This window comes from Pseudomonas sp. EB271-G4-1 (assembly GCF_058791355.1).
Genome location: NZ_JBYTEO010000016.1, coordinates 62,497 through 76,589 on the forward strand (window position 1 = coordinate 62,497; position 14,093 = coordinate 76,589).

The window sequence follows — 14,093 nt, forward strand, 5'->3', positions numbered from 1 at the left end:
CAATTACTGATTTTGCGCTACTTCATCATCAACGCGGCCAGCTCCCGTTCCCGCCGCGTGACGTCCTCTTCCACCGCCCGCACTTCGCGCATGTAAGCCTCGACGGCGGGCGGCAGCGAGCGTTCCTTGAGGGAGATAAAACCGTAATGCATATACGACGCCTGATCGTGGAGCGGCAGCGGTATGATTTCACCCGCCAGCAACTCGCGCTCAAAGGCCGTCAACGTGCCGATTGCCAGCGCGTTGCTGTTCACCACGAATTGAACGATTTGCATGGGGACGTCAATTTCAATCGCCGGCACGAAATCGCCTGTCACTGTGTCATAGGCACCGGCGCAGCCTAATGTCGCGGGCGGTATAAGGCCGGCCAGGCGGGACGGAATACGCGACGCCACCCAAGGGTAATCGAGTGCTTGCGCCCGCTTCAGGGAGCGTTGCGCAAGCAGCGGATGGTCGGGTCGGCAAAACAGGCGCCCCTGATGTTCACCCAACAGCTCGCAGTTGAATTCTTTTTCGCCTTGCAACGCGCTGATTTCAGCGATCCCCAGATCCACCACACCGTTGGCGACCTGCTGCGCAACTTCTCGCCAACCGGCAACATGGGCCGTCACCTTGAGGTTGGGATGGCGGGCGTGCAACCGGGCAATGGCGCGATAGCCGCTGATGACACTGGGGTACGGCCCCAAGGCCACCTTGAGTGTGCCGATGTTGCCATCCGCCAGCAGGGCGATGTCTCGCCGAAGGTCCTCTTCGGCCATCAACAAGCGCTGGCTTTTGCCCTGCAGCACCTGGCCGAACGCCGTCAGGGTCACACCATCGCTGCGTCGATCGAACAGCGTAACGCCAAGCTCCTGCTCCAGCAGCTGGATACTTTTACTGAGCGCAGGTTGCGAAACGCCCAACGCTTTGGCCGCCTGGCCGAAATGGGCATGTTCGATCAATGCCAGGAATTGGCGTAGGCGGCGCGGGGTCATGTCATAACCTTAATGTTATCGATATCAAGTAAAACGGAATTTTTCGTAATCAAATGAATATGCTATTCCTTGCCGGGCGGGTCAAGACGAACAAGAGCAAACCCGCGCCATCAAGGCATCGATACTCTGGCGAAGGAACATTTCATGAACAACAAGACCCTCAGTTGCGCGCTGGCCATCGCACTGTCCACGGGCTTCAACCCCAGCATTTTTGCTGCTCAGACAACTGCCGTACCGGCCGCGATTGAGCATGTCGATAACCATTTCGACAACAAGGGCAAACCGCCCTCGACCTACACCGTCGAATTTCAGAAAGGTGTGCGCAACACGCTTCCTTTTGCAGACAAGCGCGATTTTGAAGAAGCCAGGAAAGGCTTCATCGCAGCGCCGGCCTACAACAAGATCATGGCCGATGCAGGGAACGTCGCCTGGAACATGGGCAGCTACGATTTCCTGCTCGCGGGCAAGGACTTCGACACGGTCAATCCCTCGTTGCAACGGCAGGCCGTGCTCAACATGGCCTATGGTCTGTATGAAGTGGTTCCGGACAGGATCTATCAGATCCGCGGCTTTGACCTGGCCAATATCACGTTCATCAAGGGCGACACCGGCTGGATCGTTTTCGACACCCTGACCTCGAAGGAAACCGCCAGGGCGGCGCTGGATTTCATCAATGAAAAACTGGGCAAGCGCCCGGTCGTGGCCGTGGTGATTTCTCACTCCCATGCGGACCACTTTGGCGGTGTCCGTGGCGTAGTCGAGGAAGCGGACGTGCGCAGCGGCAAGGTCGCGCTGATCGCCCCCGTGGGCTTCATGGAGCATGCGGTCGCTGAAAACGTATACGCCGGCAATGCCATGAATCGACGCGCGTTCTTTCAATACGGCCTGCTGTTGCCACGCAGTCCCTACGGTCATGTCGACATGGCGATCGGCAAAAACGCCGCCTCCGGCAACATCGGCTTGATCGAACCTAATCGATACATCGAAAAGGATTTCGAAAGCGTGACCATCGACGGGGTGCAAATGGAGTTCCAGAACACGCCAGGCACCGAAGCACCGTCGGAAATGAATACCTGGTTCCCGCAGTTCAAGGCGTTCTGGGCGGCCGAGAACGTCACCGGCACCATTCACAACATCTACACCCTGCGCGGTGCCTTGGTGCGCGATCCGCTGGTGTGGTCGAAGAACATCAACAACGCCCTGTATCGCTACGGCCAGCAGGCGGATGTGATGCTTGCCGCGCACAATTGGCCGCGCTGGGGCAATGAACGAATCCAGGAAGTGATGCGCGCGCAACGCGACGCCTATGCCAACCTGAACAACGCCGTCCTGCATGCGGCGAACCAGGGCGTCACCATCAACGAGATCCACAATGTCTACAAGTTGCCCGAGAGCCTCAAGAACACTTGGGCGACGCATAGCTATCACGGCTCGGAAGAACACAACAGCCGCGCGGTAATCAACCGCTACCTGGGTTATTGGGATGCCAACCCGGCCACGCTGATGCCGCTGTCACCGAAGGATTCGGCTCCGCTGTACGTTGAAATGATGGGCGGGGCTGCAAAGATCATGGCCAAGGGCAAAGCCTTGTACGATCAAGGCAAATACCGTGAAGCCTATGAGATTCTCAATAAGCTGGTGTACGCCGAGCCGCAAAACACCCAGGCCAAGGACCTGCTGGCGGACGTCTATGAGCAGGTGGGCTATCAGAAGGAAAGTGCCGGCGTGCGCAACAGCTTCCTGGCGGCGGCCTATGAGTTGCGCAACGGCATGCCCAAGGGCCGGGCGCCAAGATCTGGCGGGCCGGACTTTATCCGCGCCATGAGCACGGAGTTGTGGCTCGAATATCTTGGCATCAGCCTGGATGGCAGCAAGGTTGCGGACTTGCATTTCGTCCTGAACCTCAAGACCCCGGACAATGGCGAACAATTCGTGGTGGAGCTGAGCAATTCAACGCTGACCAGCATCAAGGGCCAGCAGGCAAAAAAACCCGACCTGACCCTCACCCTCGATCGCTCGGCGCTTGAAGGCGTGATGGCCAGGCAGACCAGCTTCGATCAGCTCGTCGCGGACGGCAAGGCAACCTTTGAAGGCGATCGCAAACCGTTCGCCCAACTGATGGCCGCCATGACCCCATTCACCCCGGACTTTGAACTGCTGCCGGGGACGAAGCCGTAATGGCGATGGCGCGTTAGACAGTTAACCTGGCGCGTCTGTGGCTTGGACGCGCCTGTTAAACACCCGCTGGCTGGAAAGCTCCCGCCGCCGTGAGCTTCCCCTTGACCCCTGTCGTCATCAAGGAAGGGCATAGAGGTTGAAAAACATTCGGGAGGTATCACTGACGCCTCCCAGGTGTTTGTCATATTGGCGCTCAATCTCACCACTGCGATACATCTCGCTTAGCGCGCTATCAACTAACAGTCGGAAGTTTTCATCATCACGATCGAGCATCATCGAGGTCGTTGAGTACTCAAAGATGCGATCAAGCAATACGAGATTTCCGGTGACGTATTGGTCGGTGAGCTCATGTTTGAGCATTGTGCGTTCAGCGAAGAAAACATCTGCCTTGCCATCGGCAACACGCTTGAGGCCCGCGGCCGCGTCTTGCACCGTGACGAGTGTGGCGACCACGCCCAGGGATCGTATCTGTTGATTGATCCACTGCTCGGTGACGCCGCCAGCAATCGTGGCATACGTCATGTTGGCCAATGCGCGATTGACGTCTGTACGCCAGGTTGGGCCGGTTTTGACCACGTCGCCTTTCAGCACCCTGAGTAGCGCATTAGGCGCCTTTTTGTTGACCACGGCCGATAGGCCGGCCGTGTAGACAGGAATGGAGTAGCTGACTGTTTTCCGACGTTCCAGTGTTGCCGGCGTCGGGGTGCAGAGAATGTCGACTTTTCCAGTGCTCACGGCGCTGGTTTCTTCGCCCAATCCAACGGGCTGATAACGAACTTGTAGTGAAGGCAGGTTCAACTCGGTTTTCAGTGCGTTGAAGATGCCCTGACAGAGATCGATCGCATATCCGCTGGCCTTATCACCGTCCTGGGTACTGAACGGTGCGAAGTCAGGCACATACCCCAGCACTACCGAGTGACTGTTGCGCACCCGTTCAAGCGTGTCGGCTCCCGCGACGGCGGATACCAGGGAAAGCAGGCAGACAAGAAGCAGGTGGGCGGCTTTAATCGGTTGAGCGCTCATTCCTCTTTCTCCCGTCAGGTGTTTCTTCTGATCGGCAAAGATCCATCGTTCAGATGTCTTCGGGTGAAATCACCCACACGCTGCAGGGCATCTTGTACAGCAGATGTTCCACAGTGCTGCCAACCAAACGCTCCATGGCGCCGTGGCCGACGCGCCCCATGACAATGACATCAGTGTCATAGGCCCCGACATAGCTGGAAAGCACCTTGGCCGGATTACCCATGATCATGTGCTGGCGCTCCGGCCCAATACCGTTGCGCTGAGAAAGCTCGCGGAACGCTTCAGCTTGCGCATCGAAAAGGGTTTTGGCCTTGCTCGAAGAAAAAAATGCCGAACCATTACTGAAGCCAAATTCATCTGCGCTGATGGATGAAAGATCGTGGGCGTAGACCACGTCGAGCTCGGCGTTGCAAATGGCGGCCAGTTTTGACGCCTCGTGCAAAATACTGTCGTTGAAACCTTCATATTGGTCATCACGATGAAAAGGGTCGACTGCAGCGACGATTTTGCGCGGCAAAGCATGGTGCATATGGCTGACAAAATGCAGCGGCACCTTGCATTCACGCAACAGGTGGATATCCAATGGGGTAAACATCAGGCGTGACAGCAGGGACTCATGTTCGAGCGCCTTGATCAATACGGCCATCGGCTGTTCCTTGAGATGGATGAGGATTTCCTGCAAGGGCCTCTCCACCCAGACCACTTCCGTGGTGACGTGAACGCCAATTTTGCGCAGCGGTCTAGCCTGGTCTTCAAGCCATTGGCGATGGCGCTCGACATAACCCAGCCGCATCTGTTCCAGCGCCTGTTCGTTGACCATTCCAGCCGTCGCCAGCCCTTCGAGGTAATCGAACGCTACGATGTGCAGTGCCGCGTCCGAGGCCTTGGCCAATGCGGCGGCCCGGTCGAAGGCAGGGCTGTTTTCCATCAACGGTGAAACGATCAGCATGAAACGTGATTGATCAGACATGACGGATCTCCGGTCGGTAATCGCGCGTTGGCTTGCCCCAAATAACCGAGGCCTTGGGCAGTTGAACCTTGCAATCATGGTGCTTGCGGCCGGGAGGGTGGACTTGATCTTTGTCAAATGAGAGGGGGACGGACGCTATCGCTCGACGTGCGGTTGCCCAAAGCCGCGTCCAGTGAAGAATTAGTTGACCATTATCAATCCTTCTCCTGTCACGGCGGTGCAGTCTTTGGATTGCGTGCTGGTGCCGGACGCCATTGCCAATTTGTGCCCGATTGCGCACGGGGTGATTCTCGTTGTCGGATGGAGGTATTTATGTTCATTGATATCACGGAGAAACCCGCCAGCCATTGTTGGGGCGTGTGCATTGATGCCCTGGAAGTGAATTTCAATAGCCTGGCGCAAGCGCAGGCATTCGTTGATCAGCTCAAGGCACGTATCGAAGCCCCCCATGCCTGGCCGAATGCTCGAGACTCGGCAGCCCGTGCCAGCCGAATACCGCAGGCTCGCACCGATCTCGTGTAGTCAGCAGGACGTGGGCCAGCACGGGGCCGGGCTTGTGCAGGTGACAACCCAATGAATGAAACCTTCGGGATGGCGGGAGCCGCTGCTGCGCTGGGAATTGGCATGCTCATCGGCCTTGAGCGCGAACGGCACAAAGGGCAGGAGGAGAACCGTGCGTGTGCCGGTTTGCGCACCTATGCGATCACTGCATTGCTGGGTTATGTGGCGATGCAGCTCGGTGGCAACCTGCTGATAAGCATCGTCGCGATCATCCTCGGCGTGCTCTTCACCGTAGCGTACTGGCGCAGCGTTGGCGACGATCCCGGTGTGACCAGTGAAGTGGCCCTGCTCAGTGTCCTGATACTGGGTGGGCTGTGTGGTGCCTGGCCGACGCTGGCGATTGCCATTGGCGTGGCCATCGCGGGATTGTTGGCCTATCGACAGAAATTGCACTACTTCGCCCGCAGTCAATTGACCGATGCCGAGCTGGGTGACGGCCTGATCCTGCTGACCGCTGCGCTGGTCGTGCTGCCCTTGGCGCCGGATCGTTTTATCGGCCCCTATGCTGCGATCAATTTGCGCACCATTTGCACACTGACCGTGTTGCTGATGGCAGTGGGGGCGATTGGGCATATTGCAGTGCGTACCCTGGGTATCCGCTACGGTTACCCCATCAGCGCCATTGCCTCCGGGTTTGCCTCCAGCGCCGTGACGATCGCCGCCATGGGCCATCTCGTCGCCCGGCAGCCCGACGACATAAAGCTCCTGAGCGCGGCCGCGATCCTGTCCAACATGGCCACCGTTACCCAGGTCGGCCTGATCCTGGGGGCGGTCGACACCGGTCTGCTGCGCCACATGTGGGGGCCCCTGATCGGCGGCGCTGTCGCGGCAGCGTTATATGGCTTATGCCTGATGCTCCCCAAGCCGACGGCCGGCGCCAACCAGCCGATCAAGGTCGGAGGTGCGTTCAACCTCAAGCTGGCCCTGATCGTCACGTTGGCCATGACCGGTATCACCTTTGTTTCATCCATGATGCTTAGCCATTTTGGCCAGCTGGGGGTCATGCTCACCGCCACGATCTCGGGTTTTGCCGATGCACATTCCTCGACGGCGTCGATTGCCACGTTGGCCAAGTCCGGCCGTTTACCGTTCGACGCTATCGTCGGGCCCCTGTTGATAGCGATCAGCAGCAACTCAGTCAGCAAATGCGTGGTGGCGTGGGTCAGCGGCGGACGTCGTTTCGCCGCCTACGTGATTCCGGGCCAGGTGTTGCTGACACTGGCAATGTGGGCGGGGATGAGCCTGAACTGACGGACATCGTGCGTATCACTGACAAATATCAAGGGGGCGCAACAACAATCGATCAATCTGAGCATCTACTACCGGATTGAAATGGCCGCGCGCCGAGGTGCCCCATGTCGCAGACTCAACGTTTACTCCTGATCGCCCCTTCAACCATGAAGCATACCCCGGCGTTCGACCGGGCCGCGGCGTTGGCGCAGGCGATGCATTTGCCGTTGCACATCGTGGCGTTCGACTACTCACAGGCGTTGGCGGTAGCCGGGTTGTTTGCCCCGGAGCAATTCAGCCTGGCCCGGGATGGCTATCTGCAAACTCATCGGCAATGGCTCGCGGATCAGGCCGGATTGATGAGCAAGCATGGCGTCGAGGTCACCAGCGAGGTGGTGTGGGTACAGGATCCTTATGCAGAGATCCTCAACTTTATCAACGAGATGCCACTGACGCTGATCATCAAGGACGCCCATGAAGAATCGGCGCTCAAGCGCGTGTTTTTCACGCCGCTGGATTGGCAACTGCTGCGTGATTGCCCGGTGCCGGTGCATCTGGTGACCACGCCGCTGAATCCGCGGCCGCGTCATGTGCTGGCCATCATCGATGTAATGCGCGATGAGGATCAGGACCGGGTGTTCAACGACCACATTATCGACGCAGCGGCGAAACTGGCCGCGATCTGCGATGCCGATCTTGACCTGCTGCATGTGTATGACTGGACGGTTGTATATGCCCAGGACATGGGCTTTGGCGCATTGCAACTGGCTAACGGGGTGTATGAAATGTTGGGAACGGCTCAGCAGGAGGCGTTTGCGGCCATCGCTGAACGCCACGGCGTGCCTGTGCAGCATCGTTTCTTCAGGGAAGGCGCGCCCGTGCCCAGTATCTGTGAGTTTGCCGCCGAACACCGCACCGATGTCATTGTCATGGGCACGGTGCAGCACAAGGGTTTGAGCAAGTTGCTGGGCACCACGGCCGAGCACCTGCTGCATCAGGCACCGTGCAGTGTATTGGCGATCAAGCCGCGACAAATGCTGCAATCCTGATGTGGGGAACGCCCCGCGATGAGCCGTTGGCCGAGACATCGCGGGGCGACTTTTCTACAGGTGAAGACGATGGATGACCTGGCGGCTGTCGTCAGGATCACACTGTCTCTCGAAGCCAAGTGCCTTGGCCAGGTCGCGCATGGGCGCATTACTGGCGGCGTCCACGGAATACATCTGGCGAAAGCCGTTGCGGCGGGCGGCCTCGATCAAATGCGTCATCAGCAATGTGCCCAGGCCCAGGTGCGTCCACAGATCGGCGACCGTGACGGCGCATTCGCATTCATGTTCCCCGGTGGCCGCATAACGACTGATGCCAACCTCGATCAGTTGCCCGTTATCGTGGACCAGGGCGATATAGGCCACGCGCTGTTTGTTGTCGGTGTCCATCAATTGGTTGAGCATCGTCGTGCCGGGCTCGTTGATCTGTGCGAGAAAACGCATGTGCCTGGATTCGGGAGACAGCCGCTTGATGAAGTCATATTCACGGTCGCGGTCCTGTTCCGTCAGTGGCCGGATCAACACGTGGCGGCCGTCCCTGAGTGCTTCAATCCAGTATTGGCCATCGACGGCGGCATAGGCGGCTGCAGCCCGATCATTGTGGTCTTTGACAGTGAGCATGGGGTATTCCTCCAGTGCAGTTTCAAGGACGTGCGGGCGGCAAAAAATCCGCGCTCGAGTTCTTTTTACCCTGCTGTCCAGGTTGGAATTTGATCTGGATCAGAGACAGGCGTCAGGCGCGTCAGTGCGTGCGGGTTGATTTACATCAAGCACGCGAGAGGGATCAGGGCGCAGTGTTGAAGCATGCCGGCGAGTGATGACCGGGATCGAATGGAGGTGTGTGATGAGTCAATATCAACGGTTGCTGCTGATCGTCGATCAAAACCTGCAACGCTCTCCCGCCGAACAGCGTGCCGTCGCGCTGGCCAAGGCCGCCGGCGCAGTCCTGGATGTACGGGTGTTTGCCGAACCGGTGCCAGTGGTTCATTTGTGGGCCGAGAAAGTCGACGACACAGAGCATCAACGCTATATGCGTCGCTACCGCCGCTGGGAGGCCGAAGAGCTCGATCGGCTCAACGATATGGGGCTGGATGTGACAGTCAAAGCCGTCTTCACCACCCATCCGTTGCTGGACATACTGAAAACGGTCGAGGATCTGAAGCCCGACCTGCTGATCAAGGATGTCAGCCTTGAACCGGTGCTCAAGCGAGTATTCATCACGCCACTCGATTGCCACCTGTTGCGTGAGTGCCCGGTCCCCGTGCACTTGGTCAACCATGTCCGCTACAGCTTGCCGCATCGAATCGTGGCAGCCGTGGACCCCTTCGATCCAGCGACTCAAATCAGCGGCTTGAATGACACCATCATCCAGACCGCCAATGCCCTGGCCTTGCAATGCGACGCGCCGTTACACCTGCTGTACGCCTATGACCTGTCACCCCTCTTCAACAGCGATGCGCCACTGGCCGGGGGAGGGTGGGGCGTGGACGTTATCGAGGAGCTGCGTCAGTCCTTGCACCAGGCGTTCGTGACATTGGCGGAGCGCTATGGCGTGCCGCCGGAACGACGCCATTTCGTCATGGGGTTGCCGGTACCGGTGATCAGCGGGTTCGTCGAGGAGTATTTGGCTGACGTGGTGGTGATGGGCACTGTGCATCGGGTTGGGATCGACCGGCTGATCGGCAGCAATACCGAGCGGGCGCTGTACTCGGTGCCAGGGAGCATCCTGGCGGTCAGGCAGCGCGTCAGGGTATGAGTACGATTGCGCCGTTGAACTGCCCGCTCCGCAACCGTTCCAGCGCTTGATTGGCATCGTCCAGGGCAAAACAGGTGACGTCAGAGTGAACGGGCGTGTGCTGCAGTGCCTCGAAAAACGCTGTGCCATCTTCACGGGTCAGGTTGGCGACCGATCGAACGCTGCGCTCGCCCCACAACAGCCGATAGGGAAAGGCGGGAATGTCACTCATATGGATGCCGGCGCAAATCACGCAGCCTCCCTTGACGGTGACCGCCAGTGCCAGTGGCACCAAGGCACCAACCGGGGCGAAAATCAGGCTGGCATCGAGCAGATGCGGCGGAGGCTGATCCGAGGGCCCGGCCCATTCGGCACCCAGCGACCGGGCATAAGCCTGGCCTTCGCTGTCGTCTGGACGGGTGAAGGCGTACACCTTCTGTTTACGTCCACGGGCGATCTGAATGGCCAGGTGTGCCGCCGCGCCAAAACCATAGAGGCCCAGATGGTGGGCGCCTCGGGCCATTTGCAGGGCCCGAAAGCCAATCAGCCCGGCGCACAGCAGCGGTGCGGCCTGGGTGTCGGAAAGTGCCTCAGGGATCGGGAAGCAAAAGCGTGCGTCGGCTACGGTGTACTCGGCATACCCTCCGTCCAGATGGCAGCCGGTGAACCGGGCCTTATCGCAGAGGTTTTCTCGTCCCGAACGGCAGAATACGCAGTGCCCGCAGGTCCAGCCCAGCCAGGGCACGCCTACCCGCCGGCCAATCCACTCGGCAGCGACGTCGGCACCGACGGCCGTGACTTCGCCGACAATTTCATGCCCCGGCACGCGTGGCAGCCGCGCTTGGGGCAATTCGCCATCCACCAGGTGCAGATCGGTGCGGCACACGCCGCACGCCAGGACCTTGATCAGCAGCTGCTGTGAGTCGGGCGTGGGAATGGGGCGCTCTTGCAATTGCAGTGACTGGCCGGGGCGATGCAGGACCATGGCACGCATGAACACACTCCAGGCGGCAGGTTTCAACTCAGGTGACGATGACAGCCCACTATCAGTTGCTTGAGTCCATCCATGTTCTGAATGTTGACGTCGCGGCCGGTTATTTCCACCAAACCTTGGTCACGCAGGTGAGCGATGCCCCGACAAACGGTTTCAAGGCGCAGGCCCAGATAAGAACCGATTTCCTCCCGGCGCATTTTCAGCACGAAATTGCGCGACGAATAACCACGGGAATTCAAGCGTTGCGACATATTCAGCAAAAAAGCGGCCAACCGTTCATCCGAGTTCATGTTGCCCAGCATCATCATCATGTCGTGATCACGCACGATTTCCCGGCTGAGGATTTTGTTCAGGTTGTGCTGCAATGAAGGCAACTCTCGGGCAAGTTTTTCCAGGTGGGCAAAATGGATGGGGCAGACCTCGCTGTCCTCCAGGGCAACCGCATCGCAGGTATGCAGTTCTGTGCTGATGGCGTCCAGGCCGAGCATTTCACCTGGAATCTGAAACCCGGTGACCTGCTCGCGACCGTCGATGGAAAGCACGCTGGTCTTGAATGAACCCAGTCGCACGGCATACAGCGAACGCAATGGATCGCCTGCGCGGTAGAGTGCCGAGCCCTTCTTGACCTTGAGCCGTTGAATGATCAGCGTGTCCAGGCGCTCGATTTCCGCACCGGTCAAGCCTAACGGCAGGCACAGCTCCAATACGCTGCAACTGGAGCACGCCGTTTTGAGATGTTGATCGCGATACGATCGAGTTTCAGTCACATGGAAGCCCTCGATATCAGCCTATTGAGCATAGTGTCTATTGCCGCTGGGCGTTGAGAATAGACGCCTGGAACTGAGTGATCAGACGAATGGACCCTGATCCGGCTTTGTTACAGATAAGAATCAGAGCGGCGTTGAAACTTGAGGTAAATCAAGTCTGAACGCTTGCAGACCCACAGAATCAACCTATTGATCGGTGTACGGGATACGACTGGAGAATTGCGATGAGCGACTGTCTGAGTACCGAGCAACTGGAAGGGCTGGATGCCTATTGGCGGGCGTCCAATTACCTGGCGGTCGGGCAGATTTATCTCAAGGACAACCCGTTGCTGAAGGAGCCGCTGGCCCTGGCGCACATCAAGCCACGGTTACTGGGCCATTGGGGCACGACGCCGGGATTGAACCTGATCTACACGCACCTCAACCGGTTGATCAACCAGCACGACCTGAACATCTTGTTCATCGCCGGTCCTGGCCATGGCGGGCCGGCGGTGGTGGCGCAGACTTATCTGGAAGGCACTTTTACCGAGTGCTATCCCTCGGTGGAGCGCAACAGTAATGGCCTGGTCCGTCTGTTTCGGCAGTTTTCCTGGCCGTATGGCATTTCCAGCCATGTGTCGGCGCAAATCCCAGGGTCGATTCATGAGGGCGGCGAACTGGGATATAGCCTGGCCCATGCCTACGGTGCGGCGTTCGATAACCCCGACTTGATCGTCGCTTGCGTGATCGGTGATGGCGAGGCCGAAACGGGGACGCTGGCGGCCAGTTGGCACTCCAACAAGTTCCTCAACCCCGCGCGTGACGGCGCGGTGCTGCCAATCCTGCATCTGAACGGCTACAAAATCGCCAACCCCACGGTGCTCTCCAGAATCAGCGAGGACGAGCTGTCGGCGCTGATGTATGGCTATGGCTACGATCCCTATTTTGTCGAAGGCGATGACCCCATGGCGGTGCATCAGGCGCTGGCCAGGACACTGGACACGATCACGCTCAAGATTGCCGAGATTCAGCGCGTTGCGCGCCAGCATCCGCAGGATGAGCCATCGGAGCGCCAACTCTGGCCGATGCTGGTACTGCGCACGCCCAAGGGCTGGACCGGGCCGAAGTTTGTCGACGGTCACCGGGTCGAGGGGACTTGGCGGGCACATCAGGTCCCGCTGGCCGATTTCCGCCAGGCGCTGCACCTGCGCCAGCTGGAGGAATGGCTCAACAGTTACCGGCCTGATGAATTGTTCGATGCCAACGGCACCTTGCTCCCCGAACTGGCCGCCCTGGCGCCCACCGGACAGCGGCGCATGAGCGCCAATCCCCATGCCAATGGCGGCCTGTTGTTGCGACCCTTGAACCTGCCGCGTTTTACCGACTATGCGGTGAAGTTTGACGCCCCCGGCACCCTGCGGGCCGAAGCGACACGGGTCATGGGCACCTACCTGCGCGACGTCATGAAAAACAACCTGGGCGCCAGCAACTTTCGGTTGTTTGGCCCGGATGAAACCGCCTCGAACCGACTCGATGCGGTCTATGACGTCAGCGCCAAGGCGTGGATGGACCCGCTGGAGCTTGAGGACCTCAATCTGGCGGCCGATGGTCGTGTGATGGAAATTCTCAGTGAACAAGTGTGCGAGGGTTGGCTCGAAGGGTATCTGCTGACGGGACGCCATGGATTGCTGTCCTGTTACGAGGCCTTTATCCACATCGTCGATTCGATGGTCAACCAGCATGCCAAATGGTTGAAAACCGCCGCCGAGGTGCCATGGCGCAAACCGATCGCCTCGCTGAATTTTCTGCTGACCTCCCATGTCTGGCGCCAGGACCATAATGGGTTCTCCCACCAGGACCCGGGCTTCATCGATCTGGTGGCGAACAAAAAATCGGACGTGGTGCGCATCTACCTGCCACCCGACGCCAATTGCCTGCTCTCGGTGGCTGACCACTGTCTCAAAAGCCGCGACTACATCAACGTCATCGTCGCCGGTAAACAACCGGAATGGCAGTGGCTGGAAATCGACGCTGCCCTGCGCCATTGCCAGGCGGGTATCGGCCGATGGGGCTGGGCCTGCCACGAGGACGACGACCCGGACGTCGTGATGGCCTGCGCCGGCGACGTGCCAACCCTGGAAACCCTGGCCGCAGTGACTTTGTTGCGCGAGTACGTACTGGATTTGCGGGTGAGGGTGATCAATGTCGTCGACTTGATGGTGCTTCAGCCTTCCTTCCAGCATCCCCATGGTTTACCGGACACGGCATTCAACGAACTGTTTACCGTCGACAAACCGGTCATCTTCGCCTTCCATGGCTATCCCGCGCTGATTCACCGGTTGATTTACAAGCGCACCAATCATGAGAATTTTCATGTGCGGGGCTTCATTGAGGAGGGCGCGACCACGACGCCGTTCGACATGGCAGTGCTCAACAACCTGGATCGTTTTCGGCTGGCGCTGGACGTCATCGAGCGGGTGCCCCGGTTGCACGATCAGTTGCAAGACGCGCGCTCACGCTATTGGTCGATCCTGGAAAAACACAAGCTCTACCTCATTGAGCATGGACAGGACATGCCCGAAATCCTCAACTGGCAATGGACACCGAGAGTAACCAACTGACTGGAGGTCGGCGAC

Annotated in this window: 12 protein-coding genes; 6 read left to right on the top strand and 6 right to left on the bottom strand. The window is 58.8% G+C overall.

Annotated elements, in window-relative coordinates:
- Positions 1-17: 17 nt before the first annotated feature.
- Positions 18-974 carry a LysR family transcriptional regulator gene (locus AC3WWR_RS10610; RefSeq protein WP_492598677.1) on the bottom strand — a complete coding sequence of 319 codons (957 nt, stop codon included), beginning with the start codon at positions 972-974 and terminating at the stop codon, positions 18-20.
- Positions 975-1,118: 144 nt separating this feature from the next.
- Here AC3WWR_RS10610 and AC3WWR_RS10615 point away from each other — a divergent pair, with 144 nt between their 5' ends.
- Positions 1,119-3,152, top strand: a complete 2,034-nt coding sequence (locus tag AC3WWR_RS10615; RefSeq protein ID WP_020800322.1) for an alkyl/aryl-sulfatase — start codon at positions 1,119-1,121, stop codon at positions 3,150-3,152.
- 117 nt (positions 3,153-3,269) lie between these two features.
- Here the strand turns inward: AC3WWR_RS10615 and AC3WWR_RS10620 are convergent, their stop codons facing one another.
- Both AC3WWR_RS10620 and AC3WWR_RS10625 read right to left on the bottom strand, forming a co-directional pair.
- The gene (locus AC3WWR_RS10620; protein WP_020800321.1) at positions 3,270-4,175 is read right to left on the bottom strand and encodes an amino acid ABC transporter substrate-binding protein; all 906 of its coding nucleotides are present in this window, start codon (positions 4,173-4,175) and stop codon (positions 3,270-3,272) included.
- Between the two features lie 49 nt (positions 4,176-4,224).
- Complete coding sequence (locus AC3WWR_RS10625) at positions 4,225-5,145, bottom strand: universal stress protein (RefSeq protein ID WP_151144033.1); 921 nt, start codon at positions 5,143-5,145, stop codon at positions 4,225-4,227.
- 312 nt (positions 5,146-5,457) lie between these two features.
- Here AC3WWR_RS10625 and AC3WWR_RS10630 point away from each other — a divergent pair, with 312 nt between their 5' ends.
- The 3 genes from AC3WWR_RS10630 (at position 5,458) to AC3WWR_RS10640 (ending at position 7,985) form a co-directional block, all read left to right on the top strand.
- Positions 5,458-5,667 carry a hypothetical protein gene (locus AC3WWR_RS10630; protein WP_020800319.1) on the top strand — a complete coding sequence of 70 codons (210 nt, stop codon included), beginning with the start codon at positions 5,458-5,460 and terminating at the stop codon, positions 5,665-5,667.
- 51 nt (positions 5,668-5,718) lie between these two features.
- On the top strand, positions 5,719-6,957 hold the full coding sequence (locus AC3WWR_RS10635) for an MgtC/SapB family protein (RefSeq protein WP_188265022.1): 1,239 nt from the start codon (positions 5,719-5,721) through the stop codon (positions 6,955-6,957).
- Positions 6,958-7,061: 104 nt separating this feature from the next.
- The gene (locus AC3WWR_RS10640; RefSeq protein WP_083348580.1) at positions 7,062-7,985 is read left to right on the top strand and encodes a universal stress protein; all 924 of its coding nucleotides are present in this window, start codon (positions 7,062-7,064) and stop codon (positions 7,983-7,985) included.
- A 54-nt stretch (positions 7,986-8,039) separates the two neighbouring features.
- Here the strand turns inward: AC3WWR_RS10640 and AC3WWR_RS10645 are convergent, their stop codons facing one another.
- Entirely contained in the window at positions 8,040-8,603 is a 564-nt protein-coding gene (locus AC3WWR_RS10645; RefSeq protein WP_083348581.1) for a GNAT family N-acetyltransferase, read from the bottom strand.
- Between the two features lie 223 nt (positions 8,604-8,826).
- Between AC3WWR_RS10645 and AC3WWR_RS10650 the strand changes: the two genes are divergently transcribed.
- Complete coding sequence (locus AC3WWR_RS10650; RefSeq protein ID WP_151141294.1) at positions 8,827-9,738, top strand: universal stress protein; 912 nt, start codon at positions 8,827-8,829, stop codon at positions 9,736-9,738.
- Here AC3WWR_RS10650 and AC3WWR_RS10655 read toward each other — a convergent pair.
- Positions 9,728-10,711, bottom strand: coding sequence for a zinc-dependent alcohol dehydrogenase family protein (locus AC3WWR_RS10655; RefSeq protein WP_033044944.1), 984 nt, complete (start codon positions 10,709-10,711; stop codon positions 9,728-9,730). The genes AC3WWR_RS10650 and AC3WWR_RS10655 overlap by 11 nt on opposite strands.
- Before the next feature lie 23 nt (positions 10,712-10,734).
- Positions 10,735-11,478, bottom strand: a complete 744-nt coding sequence (gene fnr / locus AC3WWR_RS10660) for a fumarate/nitrate reduction transcriptional regulator Fnr (RefSeq protein ID WP_492598678.1) — start codon at positions 11,476-11,478, stop codon at positions 10,735-10,737.
- A 224-nt stretch (positions 11,479-11,702) separates the two neighbouring features.
- On the opposite strand from fnr, the gene AC3WWR_RS10665 reads away from it, so the two are divergent.
- Positions 11,703-14,078: a phosphoketolase family protein gene (locus tag AC3WWR_RS10665; protein ID WP_492598679.1), complete on the top strand. Its 2,376-nt coding sequence runs from the start codon at positions 11,703-11,705 to the stop codon at positions 14,076-14,078.
- The last annotated feature ends 15 nt before the right edge of the window (positions 14,079-14,093 follow it).